Here is a 16,161-nt window from a genome sequence, read left to right as displayed (position 1 = left end):
GGTTGCCCGCAGCCCGCGGGCAACTGAGACACGCGGTGGCTACCCGTCGTCGTCGCGATTGGTCACGGACTTTCCGCCTCCGCCACGCGGGGCTGCGCCCGGCATGCGGCCGAAGGACTCTGCGAAGCCCGCGCCGAAATCGGCGTGACAGCGACGGAGTCCTTCCAGGACTGGCGCGCCCGCACTGAGCGGCCACCCGAGGCGAAGGAGCTCGCCTGGACCGCGCTGTGGCCGGTCGCCGTCGTCTCGGCGGTCATCATCGCGCTCGGCGGCACCGGGTACGGCCAGGCCGTGGCGATGGTCGGGTTCCCGCTCCTGATGGCGCTGATCCTTCTGCGCCGACGTCGACTGCTGATCGGTGGCGCGAAGGTCGACGACGCGCGGCTGGTGCGGTTGCGGTGGGCGCAGCGGGCGCTGTGTGCGGGGTTCGTCGTCGGGACGTTGCTGGTTCAGCTCGTCTGAACGACGTGTTCGACGCCCGTACGGGTCACCAGCCCCGCTCGCGCCACTCCGCGACGTGCGGCCGCTCGACGCCGAGCTGCGAGTCGTTGCCGTGACCCGGGTAGAACCAGGTGTCGTCGGGGAGCGTGCCGAACAGCTTGGTCTCGACGTCGCCGATCAGCGACACGAACGCGTCGGCGTCGCCGAACGTCCCGCCGACGCCCCCGGGGAAGAGCGAGTCGCCGGTGAACAGGTGCGGGTGGCCGGCGGGGTCGCGGTAGAGCAGGCAGATCGAGCCGGGGGTGTGGCCGGTGATCCGGATGACCTCGAGCTCGCAGGAGCCGACGGCCACGGTGTCGCCGTCGGTGACGCGGCGGTCGACCGGGACGCCGGTCTGCTCGGTGATGGCGTCGGCGTCGGGATCGCCGGCGACCACGACAGCCCCCGTCTCCCGTACGACGTCCGCCAGGGCCCGGTGGTGGTCCCAGTGCTGGTGCGTGGTGACGACGGCCGACAACCCACCGGCTCCGATGAGCGGCAGCAACGTCTCGGGCGCTGCGGCGGCGTCGATGAGCACCTGGTCGCCGGTGTCGGTGCACCGCAGCAGGTAGCAGTTGTTCGACATCTTCTCGTCGACGGCGACCTTCGTGATGGTCAGCCCGGCCAGCTCGCGTACGTCGGCGGCGCCGCCGGCGGTGACCTCTCCGGTGTAGCTCATCGTCCCTCCAGGCTCGGCAGCGTTCCGGTCGTGCTCGAGACTACTGGCGCCGCGTCCCGGCCGGTCGCCCACCAGGCGAGGGCGCCGAGCGGGCCGCTGACGGTGAGGGCGCCGGCGGCGGGGGAGCCGAAGGCCCAGCGGGCGGGCTCGTCGGTCGCGACGACGTGGAAGCCGGGGCCGTCGTACCGCTGGGCGTCGTCGTGCAGGAACGCCATCGCGGTCGTGGGCGGCCAGTCGGACGCGGAGTAGCCGGCGCCGAGGTCGGCGTGGTGGATCTCGACCTCGCGCAGGCGCAGGTGCGGTACGCCGTCCGCCGGCATCAGCCGCCCACCCGGCGTCCGCTCGAAGGTGGTGCCCGCGGTCAGTCCGGCGGCGACGTCCAGCACCGCGGCAAGCGAGGCGCAGCCGGCGACCAGGCGCTCGAGCACCTCGTCCGGAGCGGCCTCGGCCAGTGCGTCGATGTCGCCGTCGCGGGCGTCGTCGGAGGGGTACATGGTCGCGGGTGCGCCGTCGCGGATCCCGCGGAGCACGCTGGCGAGGCCCTCGGCGTTGAGGGCGAGGTGGGCGAGTACGTGGCCGCGGGTCCAGCCGGCGCACAGCGACGGGGCGGCCCAGTCGGCGGTGGGCAGCGCGCGGGCGGTGGTGAGCAGCCGGTCGGTGGCCGCGGCGAGGGCGGCGGTGGGGGAGGTCACGACCCCATCATCCACACCTCGGCCAGCCTGGACAGGGCCGGTGTCGGTGGCGGGTGAGAGGCTGTTCCCTGTGCGCGGCGGCTTGCCTGCCGGCGTACGATGACGAACACTTGTTCGAAGACGTCGAGACTCTCAAGAGGGAACGGTAGTGACCGATCAGCTGATCATCCGTGGGGCACGCGAGCACAACCTCAAGGACGTCTCGATCGACCTTCCCCGCGACTCCCTCATCGTGTTCACGGGCCTGTCCGGCTCGGGCAAGTCCAGCCTCGCGTTCGACACGATCTTCGCCGAGGGCCAGCGGCGCTACGTCGAGTCGCTGTCGGCGTACGCCCGCCAGTTCCTGGGCCAGATGGACAAGCCCGACGTCGACTTCATCGAGGGCCTCTCGCCCGCGGTCTCGATCGACCAGAAGTCGACCAGCAAGAACCCGCGCTCGACCGTCGGCACCATCACCGAGGTCTACGACTACCTCCGCCTGCTCTACGCCCGCGCCGGCCGCGCGCACTGCCCGACCTGCGGCGCCCCGATCGAGCGGCAGACCCCGCAGCAGATCGTCGACCGGATGATGGCCCTCGAGGAGGGCACCCGGTTCCAGGTGCTGGCGCCGGTCGTCCGCGGCCGCAAGGGCGAGTTCGTCGAGCTGTTCCGGCAGCTGCAGGCCCAGGGCTTCTCCCGGGCGCGGGTCGACGGCGAGACCCACAACCTCGACACCCCGCCCACGCTCGACAAGAAGTACAAGCACACGATCGAGGTCGTCGTCGACCGGCTCGCGGTCAAGGAGTCCGCGAAACGTCGGCTCACCGACTCGGTCGAGACCGCGCTCGGCCTGGCCGGCGGCCTCGTCGTGTTCGACCTCGTCGACAGCACCGAGCCCGGGGGCCAGGAGCTCAAGTTCTCCGAGAAGATGGCGTGCCCCAACGAGCACCCCATCGAGACCGACGACCTCGAGCCGCGCTCCTTCTCCTTCAACTCGCCGTTCGGCGCGTGCCCGGCCTGCACCGGCCTGGGCACCCGGATGGAGGTCGACCCCGAGCTGGTCGTCCCCGACCCGACCGCCACCCTGGCCGAGGGCGCGCTGCAGCCGTGGAGCCACGCCCATGTCGCCGACTACTTCGGCCGGCTGCTCATCGCGCTCGGCGAGGAGCTCGGGTTCGACGTCGACACCCCGTGGGAGCAGCTCCCGCCGAAGGCCCGCAAGTCGATCCTCGAGGGCCACTCGACCAAGGTGCACGTGGTCACCCGCAACCGCTACGGCCGCGAGCGGTCCTACTACGCCGACTTCGAGGGCGTGCGCACGTACGTCGAGCGCCGGCACCGCGAGGCCGAGAGCGACACCAGCCGCGAGCGGTTCGAGGGCTTCATGCGTGAGGTCCCGTGCCCCGTGTGCGCCGGCAGCCGGCTCAAGCCGGTGTCGATGTCGGTGACCCTCGGTGCCCGCGACAGCGTCAACGGCACCGGGGGCAAGAACATCGCCGAGGTCTGTGCGCTGCCGATCAACGAGGCCGCCGCCTACCTCGCCGACCTCGACCTGTCGACCCGCGAGCGCCAGATCGGCGAACGGGTGCTCAAGGAGATCCAGGAGCGGCTCAACTTCCTGCTCGACGTCGGCCTCGACTACCTCTCCCTCGACCGGCCCTCGGGCTCGCTGTCGGGCGGCGAGGCCCAGCGGATCCGGCTCGCGACCCAGATCGGCGCCGGCCTGGTCGGCGTCCTCTACGTGCTCGACGAGCCGTCCATCGGCCTCCACCAGCGCGACAACCAGAAGCTGATCGAGACCCTCGTCCGGCTCAAGGACCTCGGCAACACGCTGATCGTCGTCGAGCACGACGAGGACACCATCCGGGTGGCCGACTGGATCGTCGACATCGGCCCCGGCGCCGGCGAGCACGGCGGCCAGGTGGTCCACTCCGGCACGGTCAAGGACCTGCTCGAGCACCCCGACTCGATGACCGGGCAGTACCTCTCCGGTCGCCGCGAGATCCCCGTGCCCGTCGTCCGCCGTCCGCGTACCAAGGGCCGTGAGCTCAAGGTGATCGGTGCCCGCGAGCACAACCTCCAGAACGTCGACGTCGCCTTCCCGCTCGGTGTGTTCACCGCCGTCACCGGCGTCTCCGGCTCCGGCAAGTCCACGCTGGTCAACGACATCCTCTACACCTCGCTGGCCAAGCAGATCTACAACGCCCGCGCCATCCCGGGGCGCCACCAGAAGATCACCGGCCTCGAGCACGTCGACAAGGTGATCCACGTCGACCAGTCGCCGATCGGCCGCACCCCGCGGTCCAACCCGGCGACGTACACCGGCGTCTTCGACCACGTCCGCAAGCTGTTCGCGCAGACGCCGGAGGCGAAGATGCGCGGCTACCAGCAGGGCCGGTTCTCGTTCAACGTCAAGGGCGGTCGCTGCGAGGCGTGCGCCGGCGACGGCACGATCAAGATCGAGATGAACTTCCTCCCGGACGTCTACGTCCCGTGCGAGGTCTGCCACGGCGCCCGCTACAACCGCGAGACGCTCGAGGTCCACTACAAGGGCAAGACCATCGCCGAGGTCCTCGACATGCCGATCGAGGAGGCCCAGGAGTTCTTCGCGGCCGTGCCCGCGATCGCGCGGCACATGACGACGCTGACCGAGGTCGGCCTGGGATACGTCCGCCTCGGGCAGCCGGCCACCACGCTGTCGGGCGGTGAGGCGCAGCGGGTCAAGCTCGCCGCCGAGCTGCAGAAGAGGTCGACCGGCCGCACGGTCTACGTCCTCGACGAGCCGACCACGGGTCTGCACTTCGAGGACATCCGCAAGCTGCTCGGCGTGCTGTCCGGCCTGGTCGACAAGGGCAACACGGTCCTGGTCATCGAGCACAACCTCGATGTCATCAAGACCGCCGACTGGCTGATCGACATGGGTCCCGAGGGCGGCTCGCGCGGCGGCACCGTCGTCGCCGAGGGCACGCCCGAGGACATCGCCGCCACGCCCGCCAGCCACACCGGAACCTTCCTGCGGCCGCTGCTCGAGGGCCGCTCCGCGCGCCAGCCCACGGGTCTCAAGCGGGCTCCCGCCCCGGCCACGAAGGCGCCGGCCAAGAAGGCCGCTGCCAAGAAGACGGCTGCCAAGAAGACGGCGGTGAAGAAGGCGCCCGCCAAGAAGGCGGCCGCGAAGAAGACCACAGCCCGCGCGAGCTCATAGGTCGCTCTCAGGAGCGGACCGTAGCCTGACGTCCATGACTTCCTCGGTGAGCAGGAGGCGGGCTCTCACGGGCGCCGCCACGCTCGGTGTCGGCGTACCCCTGCTGGCGGCCTGCAGTGACGACTCGACCGCCGCCACCGACCCGGTGCCCGCCGACCCGACCTCGTCGGCACCGGCGCCGGAGCCCACCGCGGCCACCGGTACGCCGAGCGCCGGCTCCGGATCCGCGACGGGTCTGGTCGCCGCGGCCGACGTACCGGTCGGCGGGGGCGTGGTGCTCAAGGCCGACGAGCTGGTGGTGACCCAGCCCGCCGCGGGGGAGTTCAAGGCGTTCGCCGCGCTGTGCACCCACCAGGGCTGCCTGGTCGGGTCGGTGGCCGACGGCTCGATCCACTGCCCGTGCCACAACAGCCTGTTCTCCGCGGCCGACGGGTCCGTGGAGAGCGGCCCGGCGAGCGCACCACTGGCCGCGGTCGCGGTGACCGTCGTCGACGGGCAGGTGCAGCGCGCATGACGCTCGGTGAGGTCCGCGCCAGCCGGCGCATCGTGTTCTCCGGCCTCGGCGCGCTCGGCGTCGCCGCAGCCCTGGCCGGGTGTGCCGGCAGCGACGGCGGCTCGACGAAGACGAAGGTCACCGCCGGCACCGAGCTCGCGACGACGTCGGAGATCCCAGTCGGCGGCGGCATCATCCTGGCCGACCAGAAAGTCGTGATCACCCAGCCCACCGCGGGGACGTACGACGCCTTCAGCGCCGTGTGCACCCACCAGGGCCTGCTCGTGACCTCGGTCGACAACGGCACCATCCACTGCGCCAACCACGGCTCGTCGTACTCCGCCACCACGGGTGCGGTCGAGGGCGGTCCGGCGCCGTCGGCGCTGGCGAAGGTCGAGATCAGGGTCGACGGCGACAAGATCCTCGCAGTCTAGGGCTCCCAGAGCGAGAGCGTCACGGCCGCGATCCGGTCGTCGCGGACGAACAGGTCCACGCTGAACCAGTCGAGGCACGAGTCGATGTCCTCCTCGGCCGGCTGGATCGCGACCAGGGTGTCCGCCTCGTGCCCGGACGGCACGGGCATCGGGGGCGATGCGCAGTGGGCGTGGGGTCTTGTCGTCACGGCCAACGACCGCCCGGACCGTTGGGCATCCCGGACCATGGCGAGCGCGTTGGCCGTGCCCGTGGCGGCGGCGTAGCCGTCGAGCTCGACATCCCACGCTGCGCGGTCGCCGAGGCGGGAGCGGGGGACGGTCTCGAGCACGCGCGGGCCGAGACCGAGACCGACCCGGTCCGCCAGCGGCGCCTCGCCCACGTCTGCGCTGCCGCTCGCGAACCGGACGAAGCCGTCCGCGATCCGCTGCGCCGCGGGTGCAACGCTCGGCACAACCGTCGGCTGGGCAGAGCTCGTCGGGGCCTCCGCCGGCCTGGTTGGAGGGGTCGGGGTGGGCGCCGAGTCGAGCGACGTGGTCGCGACGGGGCCGCATCCGGCCGCGACGGCAGCGCTCAGCGCGAGGGTGACGAGCCGGAGGAGGCGAAGGTGGGCCACGGGTGCTGCTCCTCGGTACGGCTGCGGGGTGGCAGCACGATCCCACGAGCAGCGGCCGTCGCGCGCCAGTTCCGGTCACGCGGAGACGCCCGCCGGTCCAGTCGCGCGTCGAGCACCTGCCGCGCCTCGTCGTACCGGCCGGCCCGGAGCAGTGCCGCGATCCGGGCCTCCTCGACGATCTCGCGCTGGGCGTCGGATCCGCCGAGCCGCCAGGTCGACGACGCCAGGGCGGCCAGCCGGTCGGCGGCGGCCGAGCAGCGACCCGCGGCGAGCAGGCCGAGCGCGGTGGCGAGGGGCGCGACCACCTCGCGGTGGGTCGCCCCGGGGTGCTGGGCGCACCAGGCGGCCAGGTTGCGCAGGCCGACCCGGTCGCCGGTCGCCAGCAGCGCGACAGCGGCGTGCAGGCCGAGGAACGCCGTCCCGGGGCGCTCCAGCACGTCGCGGCCGGTGACGGCGACGACCTCCTCGATGGCTGGTACGTCGGTCGCGTCCGGCGTGATCGCCCAGCGGAACAGCAGCGACCCGCTGTCCACGAGTGCGCGGCACCCGACGGCCTGCCGCGGCTGGAGCTGGCTCTCGTAGCGGGCCCGGACCGCCGCCAGGTCGCCGATCGAGAGCTCGTGCAGCGCGGCGTGCCAGGAGAAGTGCGTGAGGCTGTCGGTGGCGGCGCCGTCACCGGCGATCCAACGGTCCATCCAGGACAGGCCGGCGGCGTGGTCGCCGGTCTCGTAGTGGGCGTGCGCGCGGGCGTGGGCCGCGTGCCCGCCGGACGGCTCCGCCGCCAGCGACTGGCAGGAGAGGTCCATCGCCTCGTCGAAGCGGCGCTGCTCCTGGCGCACGAACGCCATCAGGCCGGTGATCCACGGGTCGTCGCCGTACGCCGGCGCCGCGTCCTCGACGATCCGCCAGGCCTGCTGCGGGACATCGGTGACGCCTGCGAACGCGATGGTCGGCATGGCCACCGAGAGCAGCAGCGCATCCCTCGGGTACGACGCCAGGTGGGCCACCAGCGGTGCCGGATCGCCGAGCAGGTGCTGCTCGATCGCGTGCACGTGGCTGCGCTCCCGCTCCGTCGCCCGGGCGGCGTGCAGCCGGGCGTCGGCGAGCCGGGCCGCGATGTCGACCTGGACGCACATCTCGTGACCGAGCAGCGCGAGCGCCGCGTGCCCGAGCGCGAAGGTCGGGTCGAGGGCCAGGGAGGTGGCGATCCGGTCGGCTGCGCCGGTGCGCAGTCGCAGAAGGTCACGGATCCCGCCGACGTAGGCGTCGGCGGCCAGGGGTCCAGTGGTGAGCTCGTAGCCGTAGGCATCCCGACATCGCATAACTGTAGTAAAGCACGTGACTAACGAGAATAAAGCGATGTCGGCACCGCTCCGTAGGGTTGGTGTCGTGGCACCCGCGCTGAGCTACCGGCCGAAACCCGGTTCGATCCCCACCCAGCCGGGCGTCTACCGGTTCCGCGACCGGACCCAGCGGGTGATCTACGTCGGCAAGGCGAAGAACCTGCGCGCCCGGCTGTCGTCGTACTTCCAGGACATCGCCAACCTGCACCCGCGCACCGCGACCATGGTCACGACCGCGACCTCGGTGGAGTGGACGGTCGTGGGGACCGAGGTCGAGGCGCTGCAGCTGGAGTACTCCTGGATCAAGGAGTACGACCCGCGGTTCAACGTGAAGTACCGCGACGACAAGTCCTACCCGTGGCTGGCCGTCACCGTCTCCGAGGACTTCCCGCGGGTGATGGTCGGGCGCGGTGCGAAGCGCAAGGGGACCCGTTACTTCGGACCCTACGGCCACGCGTGGGCGATCCGCGAGACGGTGGACATCCTGCTGCGGGTCTTCCCGATGCGCTCGTGCAGCAACGGCGTGTTCAAGCGGTCCAGCCAGATCGGGCGCCCCTGCCTGCTCGGCTACATCGACAAGTGCTCGGCGCCCTGCGTCGGCAACATCTCGCCCGAGGACCACCGCGCGATCGTCGACGACTTCTGCGAGTTCATGGCCGGGCGCACGCGTCCGTTCATGAAGCGGATCGAGCAGGAGATGTACGCCGCCTCCGACGCCCTCGACTTCGAGAAGGCCGCCCGGCTGCGCGACGACCTCGGCGCGATGAACAAGGCGCTCGAGAAGCAGGCCGTGGTGCTCGGCGACGGCTCGGACGCCGACGTGATCGCGCTGGCCGAGGACCCGCTCGAGGTCGCGGTGCAGGTCTTCTACGTGCGTGGCGGCCGGATCCGCGGCCAACGCGGCTGGGTCGCCGACCGCACCGACGACGGCGACACCGCCGCCCTGGTCGAGGACTTCCTGCTCCAGCTGTACGCCGGCGTCGCGCCCGAGGACGTCCGCGACGCCGTACCCCGCGAGATCCTGGTCCCCGCCCTGCCGGCCGAGCATGCCACCTTCGAGCAGCTGCTCTCGGACCTGCGTGGCTCGAAGGTGGAGATCCGGGTCCCGCAGCGCGGCGACAAGAAGACCCTGCAGGAGACCGTGGCCCGCAACGCCACCGAGTCGCTCGCGCTGCACAAGACCAAGCGCGCCAGCGACCTGACCACCCGCAACATCGCGCTCGCCGAGATCGCGGAGGCCCTCGAGCTCGACGAGGCGCCGCTCCGGATCGAGTGCTACGACGTCTCCCACATCCAGGGCACCGAGATCGTCGCGTCGATGGTGGTGTTCGAGGACGGGCTGGCCCGCAAGGGGGAGTACCGCCGGTTCGTGATCAAGGACCAGGACGGCTCCGACGACGTCAAGGCCATGCACGAGGTGATCACCCGCCGGTTCCGCCGGCTGCTCGACGAGCAGGCGCGCTCGGAACTGCGACCCGGCGACCCCGATGCAGGCACCGGCCCGATGCTGGTCGACCCCGACACCGGCCGGCCGCGGAAGTTCGCCTACGCCCCGGGCCTCGTCGTCGTCGACGGCGGTGCGCCCCAGGTCGCCGCCGCCCAGCGCGCGCTCGACGAGCTCGGCATCGACGACATCCCGGTCTGCGGCCTGGCCAAGCGCCTCGAGGAGGTCTGGGTCCCGGGCGAGGAGGATCCAGTCATCCTGCCGCGCACCTCCGAGGGCCTCTACCTGCTGCAGCGGGTCCGCGACGAAGCACACCGGTTCGCGATCACGCACCACCGCAACCGGCGCTCGAAGTCGATGGTCGAGAGCCTGCTCGACGACGTACCCGGCCTCGGAGAGGTACGCCGCAAGACCCTGCTGCGCCACTTCGGCTCCCTGCGCAAGCTGCGCGCTGCCACCGTGGAGGAGATCGCCGCCGTTCCCGGGGTGGGGCCGCGCACGGCCACCGCCATCAAGGAGGCCCTGGGCGGCGACAGTGGGCACAATGACGCCCATGGATGAGACGCACGGGCAGCTCGTGGTCGTCACCGGCATGACCGGTGCCGGCCGCAGCACCGCGGCCAAGGAGCTCGAGGACCTCGGCTTCTTCGTCGTCGACAACCTCCCGCCCAGCCTGCTGCCGGAGGTGGTGCGCCTCGTCGACGAGAGCCACGGCCCGGCCCAGCCGGTCGCCGTCGTGGTCGACGTCCGGTCCGGCTCCTTCTTCCAGGGCCTGCGCAGCGCGATCGCCCACGGCGTCGCGGGTCGGGTGACCACGCTGGTCTTCCTCGACGCCACCGACGAGGTGCTGGTCCGCCGTCAGGAGGCGGCCCGCCGCCCGCACCCGCTGCAGGAGGGCGGCCGGCTGCTCGACGGGCTGCACCGCGAGCGCGTCGTGCTCGCCGACCTGCGCTCGGAGGCCGACCTGGTCATCGACACCAGCAGCCTCAACGTGCACCAGCTCACCGACCGGATCGCCGAGTCCTTCGGCACCCCCGAGACCACGCGGCTGCGGGTCTCGGTGATCAGCTTCGGCTTCAAGTACGGCATCCCCGTCGACGCCGACCACATGGCCGACATGCGTTTCCTGCCCAACCCGCACTGGGTCCCCGAGCTGCGGCCCCGCACCGGCCAGGACGCCGAGGTGTCGGCGTACGTCCTCGGCCGGCCGGGCGCAGCGGAGTTCGTCGACGCCTACGTGCCGCTGCTGTCCGGGGTCGCCGAGGGCTACCTGCGTGAGGGCAAGCGGTTCATGCGGATCGCGATCGGCTGCACGGGCGGCAAGCATCGGAGCGTGGCGATGACCGAGGAGATCGCCCGTCGGCTGGGGGAGCAGGGGTACGTCGCCCGCGCCATCCACCGCGACCTGGGGCGCGAGTGAGCTCGGACTTCCTCGGGGCGGACCAGCGGGCACAGGCGGTCGTCGCGCTCGGTGGCGGGCACGGCCTGCATGCCTCGCTCAGCGCGCTGCGCCACCTCGTCGACGACCTCACCGTCGACGAGCTGACCGCTGTCGTCACGGTCGCCGACAACGGCGGCTCGTCCGGACGGCTGCGCGGCGAGTTCGGCGTGCTGCCGCCGGGCGACCTGCGCATGGCGCTGGCTGCGCTGTGCGGCGACGACGAGTGGGGCGACACCTGGGCGAAGGTGCTGCAGCACCGCTTCGAGGGCGACGGCGAGATGCGTGGCCACGTGGTCGGCAACCTGCTGATCGTGGGCCTGTGGGAGCTGCTCGGTGACCACGTCGACGCCCTCGACTGGGTCGGCCGCCTGCTGGGCGCCAAGGGGCGCGTGCTGCCGATGGCGATGACGCCGATGGACATCACCGCCGAGGTGCGCGGCCTGGTCGCCGCGGACCCGGACGCACTGACCTCGGTGCGCGGACAGGTCGAGGTCGCCACCACCGGCGGCGTGATCACCGAGATCGCGCTCGAGCCCGCCGACCCGGAGGTGAGCCCGGCCGTCGTCGAGGCGATCACCGCGGCCGACTGGGTGGTCCTCGGACCGGGTTCGTGGTTCAGCAGCGTGCTCCCGCACCTGCTCGTCCCGCGGCTGCGGCAGGCGCTGGTCGCCACGGACGCCCGGGTGGTCGTCGTGCTCAACCTCGAGGAGCAGGCCGGCGAGACCGGCGGCTTCGGCCCGGCCGACCACCTGGCCGTGCTGGCCGAGCACGCCCCCGACCTCGGCATCGACGTCGTGCTCGCCGACCGTGACTCGGTCGCCGAGGACCTGGGAGAGCTCGAGGAGACCGTGGCGGCGCTCGGTGCCCGGCTGGTCGTCGACGACCTCGCCGTCGGCGACGGCACACCGCGACACGATCCCGTGAGGCTCGCCACGGCGTACGCCCAGGTCTTCGGCATCGCCGGTTGAGGTTGTTGACCCACGTGGGAGGATCGCCCCTATGGCGATGACGGCACAGGTCAAGGCGGAGCTCGCCAACATCCCGGTGACGAAGGTCTGCTGCCGCAAGGCCGAGGTCGCCTCGATGCTGCGCTTCGCCGGGGGACTGCACATCGTCGGCGGCCGGATCGTCGTCGAGGCCGAGCTCGACACCGGTGCCGCCGCCCGGCGCCTCCGCAAGGACATCTCGGAGATCTACGGCCAGGGCTCCGAGGTCGTCATGGTGCAGGGCAACGGCCTGCGCAAGGGCAGCCGCTACATCGTCCGGGTGGTCAAGGACGGCGAGGCGCTGGCCCGCCAGACCGGACTGCTCGACCAGCGCGGTCGTCCCGTCCGCGGCCTCCCGCCGGCCGTCGTGTCCGGCGGGGCCTGCGACGCCGTGGCCGCGTGGCGCGGCGCCTTCCTGGCCCACGGCTCGCTCACCGAGCCCGGTCGCTCGTCGTCCCTCGAGGTGACCTGCCCCGGCTCCGAGGCCGCGCTCGCCCTCGTGGGTGTCGCCCGCCGGCTCGGCATCCAGGCCAAGGCCCGTGAGGTCCGCGGCGTCGACCGCGTGGTCATCCGCGACGGTGACGCCATCGGTCAGCTGCTCGCCCGGCTCGGCGCGCACGAGACGCTGATGGCGTGGGAGGAGCGCCGGATGCGGCGCGAGGTCCGGGCCACCGCCAACCGGCTCGCCAACTTCGACGACGCCAACCTGCGCCGCTCCGCCCGCGCCGCGGTGACTGCGGGCGCCCGGGTGGACCGCGCCATGGAGATCCTCGGCGACGAGGTCCCCGACCACCTGAAGATGGCCGGCGAGCTGCGACTCGAGCACAAGCAGGCCTCGCTCGAGGAGCTCGGCCAGCTGCACGACCCGGTCCTCACGAAGGACGCCATCGCCGGCCGGATCCGCCGGCTGCTCGCCATGGCCGACAAGCGCGCCGAGGAGCTCGGCATCCCCGACACCGAGGCGTCGCTGACGCCCGAGATGTTGGCCGGCGACGCCTGACGGAGTTGGAACCTCCGGGATAGGGTCGGAGGACCGGCAAGGTCTCGCTCTCCCTGGAGGTTCGCAGTGACTGTTCGCGTAGGCATCAACGGATTCGGTCGGATCGGCCGCAACTTCTTCCGCGCGGTGCGCGCGAGCGGTGCGGACATCGAGATCGTCGGTGTCAACGACCTGACGGACACCGCGACCCTGGCCCACCTGTTGAAGTACGACTCGATCCTCGGTCCCCTCGATGCCGAGGTCGGGGCGAGCGAGGGTGCGATCCACGTCGGTGGTGCGGACATCAAGGTCTCCGCCGAGCGCGATCCGGCCGCCCTGCGCTGGGGCGACCTCGGCGTCGACGTCGTGGTGGAGTCGACCGGCTTCTTCACCGATGCCACCAAGGCGCGTGCTCACGTGGACGGTGGGGGAGCGAAGAAGGTGATCATCTCCGCGCCGGCCTCGAACGAGGACGTGACGATCGTGATGGGCGTCAACGACCACGTCTACGACCCGGCCGCACACACCGTCATCTCCAACGCGTCGTGCACGACCAACTGCCTGGCGCCGATGGCGAAGGCCCTGCACGACGGGCTCGGGATCGTCAGCGGGCTGATGACCACGGTGCACGCCTACACCGCGGACCAGAACCTGCAGGACAACATCCACAAGGACCTGCGCCGTGCGCGGGCGGCGGCGATCAACATCGTGCCGACCTCGACCGGTGCGGCGAAGGCGATCGGGCTGGTGCTGCCCGAGCTCAAGGGTCGGCTCGACGGGTACGCGCTGCGGGTCCCGACCCCGACCGGCTCGTTGACCGACCTGTCGTTCGAGGCCACGCGGGAGACCAGTGTGGAGGAGGTCAACGCGATCGTGAAGGCGGCTGCCGACGGCCGGTACCTCGTGTACTCGACCGACCCGATCGTGTCCTCCGACATCGTCACGAACCCGGCCTCGTGCATCTTCGACGCGCCGCTGACCAAGGTGATCGGCAACCAGGTCAAGGTCGCGGGCTGGTACGACAACGAGTGGGGCTACTCCAACCGCCTGGCGGACCTCATCGTCCACGTCGGCGCTACGCTCTGACGCTTGTGACTGACTTCAACGGCCTCGGAGACGTCCGCGGCAAGCGCGTCCTCGTCCGCTCCGACCTGAACGTGCCGCTCGACGGCACCCGGATCACCGACGACGGCCGGATCCGCGCGAGCGTCCCGACCATCAAGGCGCTGGCCGACGCGGGCGCCCGGGTGGTCGTCACCGCCCACCTCGGCCGTCCCAAGGGCGAGCCCGACCCGGCGTACTCGCTGGCGCCGGTCGCCGCCCGCCTCGGCGACCTGCTCGGCGCACCCGTCGCCTTCGCCACCGACACGGTCGGCGCCTCCGCCCAGGAGATCGTCGCCGGCCTCGCCGACGGCCAGGTCGCGCTGCTCGAGAACGTCCGGTTCAACGCCGGCGAGACCAGCAAGGACGACACCGAGCGCGGCGCCTTCGCCGACCAGCTCGCCGGCCTCGCCGACGCGTTCGTCTCCGACGGCTTCGGTGTCGTGCACCGCAAGCAGGCCAGCGTGTACGACGTGGCGCAGCGCCTCCCGCACGCCATGGGTGGCCTGGTCGCCGCCGAGGTCGAGGTGCTGCGTCGCCTCACCGTCGCCCCGGAGCGGCCGTACGTCGTCGTGCTCGGCGGCTCGAAGGTCTCCGACAAGCTCGGCGTGATCGACAACCTGCTCGGCAAGGCCGACAAGCTGCTCATCGGCGGCGGCATGGTCTTCACCTTCTTGCACGCCGACGGCCTCGAGGTGGGCAACAGCCTGCTCGAGGAGGACCAGCTCGACACCGTGCGCGCCTACCAGGCCCGTGCGAAGGAGCTCGGCGTCGAGATCGTGCTGCCCACCGACATCGTCGTGGCCGACAGCTTCGGCGACGAGGCCTCCGCCCGCGTCGTCGCTGCCGACGCCATCCCGGCCGACAGCCTCGGCCTCGACATCGGTCCGGAGTCCGGCGCCGCGTTCGCGGCTGCACTCGCGGACGCGAGGACGGTCTTCTGGAACGGCCCGATGGGCGTCTTCGAGCAGCCCGCCTTCGCCGAGGGCACCCGTGCCGTCGCCGAGGCGCTGACGAAGATCGACGGCCTCTCGGTCGTCGGCGGCGGCGACTCCGCGGCCGCCGTACGCACCCTCGGGTTCGACGAGGCCGCGTTCGGCCACATCTCGACCGGCGGCGGCGCGAGCCTCGAGTACCTCGAGGGCAAGGAGCTGCCCGGCCTGACCGTTCTCGAAGGCCCGGTCCTGGAAGAGGAAGGCGCCTGACATGGCTGCTGCACGGACCCCGCTGATGGCGGGCAACTGGAAGATGAACCTCAACCACGCCGAGGCCGTCGTGCTCGTGCAGAAGCTCGCCTGGACGCTGTCCGACAAGCGGCACGACTACGGCAAGGTCGAGGTCGCGGTGTTCCCGCCGTTCACCGACATCCGCTCGGTGCAGACGCTCATCGACGGCGACCGCCTCTCGATCCGGTACGGCGCGCAGGACGTCTCCCAGCACGCCGGAGGCGCCTACACCGGCGAGATCTCGGCAGCGATGCTCGCCAAGCTGGGCTGCTCGTACGTCGTGGTCGGCCACTCCGAGCGGCGCCAGTACCACGCTGAGACGGACGCGATCGTCAACGCCAAGGCCAAGGCCGCGCTGGCCGCGAAGATCACGCCCATCGTGTGCGTCGGCGAGGGCCTCGAGGTCCGCCAGGCCGGCGAGCAGGTCGAGTACACCAATGCCCAGGTCGAGGGCTCGCTCGACGGCCTGACCAAGAAGCAGGTCGCCGGGCTGGTCATCGCCTACGAGCCGGTCTGGGCGATCGGCACCGGCGAGGTCGCCACCCCCGACGACGCGCAGGAGGTCTGCGCCGCCATCCGCGAGCAGGTCCGCAAGAGCCACGGCGACGAGGCCGCGGACGCGGTCCGCATCCTGTACGGCGGCTCGGTGAAGGCCGCGAACGTGGCGGGGATCATGGCCAAGGCAGACGTCGACGGCGCTCTCGTGGGCGGTGCGAGCCTGGAGGCCGACGAGTTCGGGGGAATCTGCCGGTTCTACGACATGCCGGTGCTGTCCTAGCACCAGGCCTGACGTAGGATTCCTCGCGTGTCGACGCTTCTGACTGTGCTGCTCATCGTGACGAGCCTGATCATGATCCTGCTCGTGCTCCTGCACAAGGGTCGGGGCGGCGGTCTCTCGGACATGTTCGGTGGAGGTGTGTCGAGCTCGCTCGGCGGATCCTCGGTCGCCGAGCGCAATCTCGACCGGTTCACGGTCGGGATCGGCGTGATCTGGTTCGCCTGCGTCATCGCGCTGGGCCTCCTGCTCGCCTATCAGAACTGACTTCACAGACACGTCGTGCAACCGAC

The 16,161-nt window shown here is 71.6% G+C and carries 16 protein-coding genes; 12 read left to right on the top strand and 4 right to left on the bottom strand.

Annotated elements, in window-relative coordinates:
* Positions 1–144: 144 nt before the first annotated feature.
* Positions 145–462, top strand: coding sequence for a hypothetical protein (locus ACZYRU_RS15640; RefSeq protein ID WP_488958011.1), 318 nt, complete (start codon positions 145–147; stop codon positions 460–462).
* A gap of 25 nt (positions 463–487) precedes the next feature.
* Here ACZYRU_RS15640 and ACZYRU_RS15635 read toward each other — a convergent pair whose 3' ends face one another.
* Positions 488–1,159, bottom strand: a complete 672-nt coding sequence (locus ACZYRU_RS15635; protein WP_488958010.1) for an MBL fold metallo-hydrolase — start codon at positions 1,157–1,159, stop codon at positions 488–490.
* Complete coding sequence (locus ACZYRU_RS15630) at positions 1,156–1,851, bottom strand: maleylpyruvate isomerase family mycothiol-dependent enzyme (RefSeq protein ID WP_488958009.1); 696 nt, start codon at positions 1,849–1,851, stop codon at positions 1,156–1,158. Before ACZYRU_RS15630 ends, ACZYRU_RS15635 begins: the two co-directional genes overlap by 4 nt.
* Positions 1,852–1,999: 148 nt before the next feature.
* On the opposite strand from ACZYRU_RS15630, the gene uvrA reads away from it, so the two are divergent.
* Genes uvrA through ACZYRU_RS15615 form a run of 3 tightly spaced genes read left to right on the top strand, consistent with a single transcriptional unit; the run spans position 2,000 to position 5,959 of the window.
* Entirely contained in the window at positions 2,000–5,032 is a 3,033-nt protein-coding gene (gene uvrA / locus ACZYRU_RS15625) for an excinuclease ABC subunit UvrA (protein ID WP_488958008.1), read from the top strand.
* A 34-nt stretch (positions 5,033–5,066) separates the two neighbouring features.
* Complete coding sequence (locus ACZYRU_RS15620) at positions 5,067–5,546, top strand: Rieske (2Fe-2S) protein (RefSeq protein WP_488958007.1); 480 nt, start codon at positions 5,067–5,069, stop codon at positions 5,544–5,546.
* Complete coding sequence (locus ACZYRU_RS15615) at positions 5,543–5,959, top strand: Rieske (2Fe-2S) protein (RefSeq protein ID WP_488958006.1); 417 nt, start codon at positions 5,543–5,545, stop codon at positions 5,957–5,959. The genes ACZYRU_RS15620 and ACZYRU_RS15615 overlap by 4 nt, the downstream gene beginning before the upstream one ends.
* Here the strand turns inward: ACZYRU_RS15615 and ACZYRU_RS15610 are convergent.
* Together ACZYRU_RS15610 and ACZYRU_RS15605 are read right to left on the bottom strand one after the other, a co-directional pair.
* Positions 5,956–6,573 carry a hypothetical protein gene (locus ACZYRU_RS15610; protein WP_488958005.1) on the bottom strand — a complete coding sequence of 206 codons (618 nt, stop codon included), beginning with the start codon at positions 6,571–6,573 and terminating at the stop codon, positions 5,956–5,958. The genes ACZYRU_RS15615 and ACZYRU_RS15610 overlap by 4 nt on opposite strands.
* Complete coding sequence (locus tag ACZYRU_RS15605) at positions 6,531–7,895, bottom strand: tetratricopeptide repeat protein (RefSeq protein ID WP_488958004.1); 1,365 nt, start codon at positions 7,893–7,895, stop codon at positions 6,531–6,533. Before ACZYRU_RS15605 ends, ACZYRU_RS15610 begins: the two co-directional genes overlap by 43 nt.
* A 67-nt stretch (positions 7,896–7,962) precedes the next feature.
* Here ACZYRU_RS15605 and uvrC point away from each other — a divergent pair, with 67 nt between their 5' ends.
* The 8 genes from uvrC (at position 7,963) to secG (ending at position 16,135) form a co-directional block, all read left to right on the top strand.
* A complete protein-coding gene (gene uvrC, locus ACZYRU_RS15600) occupies positions 7,963–9,921 on the top strand; it encodes an excinuclease ABC subunit UvrC (protein WP_488958003.1) in 1,959 nt (652 codons plus the stop codon).
* Complete coding sequence (gene rapZ, locus ACZYRU_RS15595) at positions 9,914–10,780, top strand: RNase adapter RapZ (protein WP_488958002.1); 867 nt, start codon at positions 9,914–9,916, stop codon at positions 10,778–10,780. Before uvrC ends, rapZ begins: the two co-directional genes overlap by 8 nt.
* The gene (locus ACZYRU_RS15590; protein ID WP_488958001.1) at positions 10,777–11,769 is read left to right on the top strand and encodes a gluconeogenesis factor YvcK family protein; all 993 of its coding nucleotides are present in this window, start codon (positions 10,777–10,779) and stop codon (positions 11,767–11,769) included. Before rapZ ends, ACZYRU_RS15590 begins: the two co-directional genes overlap by 4 nt.
* Positions 11,770–11,800: 31 nt before the next feature.
* On the top strand, positions 11,801–12,787 hold the full coding sequence (gene whiA / locus ACZYRU_RS15585; protein WP_179726255.1) for a DNA-binding protein WhiA: 987 nt from the start codon (positions 11,801–11,803) through the stop codon (positions 12,785–12,787).
* A gap of 66 nt (positions 12,788–12,853) precedes the next feature.
* Complete coding sequence (gap, locus tag ACZYRU_RS15580) at positions 12,854–13,852, top strand: type I glyceraldehyde-3-phosphate dehydrogenase (RefSeq protein ID WP_488958000.1); 999 nt, start codon at positions 12,854–12,856, stop codon at positions 13,850–13,852.
* A gap of 5 nt (positions 13,853–13,857) precedes the next feature.
* On the top strand, positions 13,858–15,072 hold the full coding sequence (locus tag ACZYRU_RS15575) for a phosphoglycerate kinase (RefSeq protein ID WP_488957999.1): 1,215 nt from the start codon (positions 13,858–13,860) through the stop codon (positions 15,070–15,072).
* A gap of 1 nt (position 15,073) precedes the next feature.
* Positions 15,074–15,871, top strand: a complete 798-nt coding sequence (gene tpiA / locus ACZYRU_RS15570) for a triose-phosphate isomerase (RefSeq protein ID WP_488957998.1) — start codon at positions 15,074–15,076, stop codon at positions 15,869–15,871.
* A 27-nt stretch (positions 15,872–15,898) separates the two neighbouring features.
* A complete protein-coding gene (gene secG / locus ACZYRU_RS15565) occupies positions 15,899–16,135 on the top strand; it encodes a preprotein translocase subunit SecG (RefSeq protein ID WP_141798638.1) in 237 nt (78 codons plus the stop codon).
* Positions 16,136–16,161 lie beyond the last annotated feature (26 nt).

The organism is Nocardioides sp. F233 (assembly GCF_057813895.1).
This window is presented reverse-complemented; position numbering and strand designations above follow the sequence as displayed.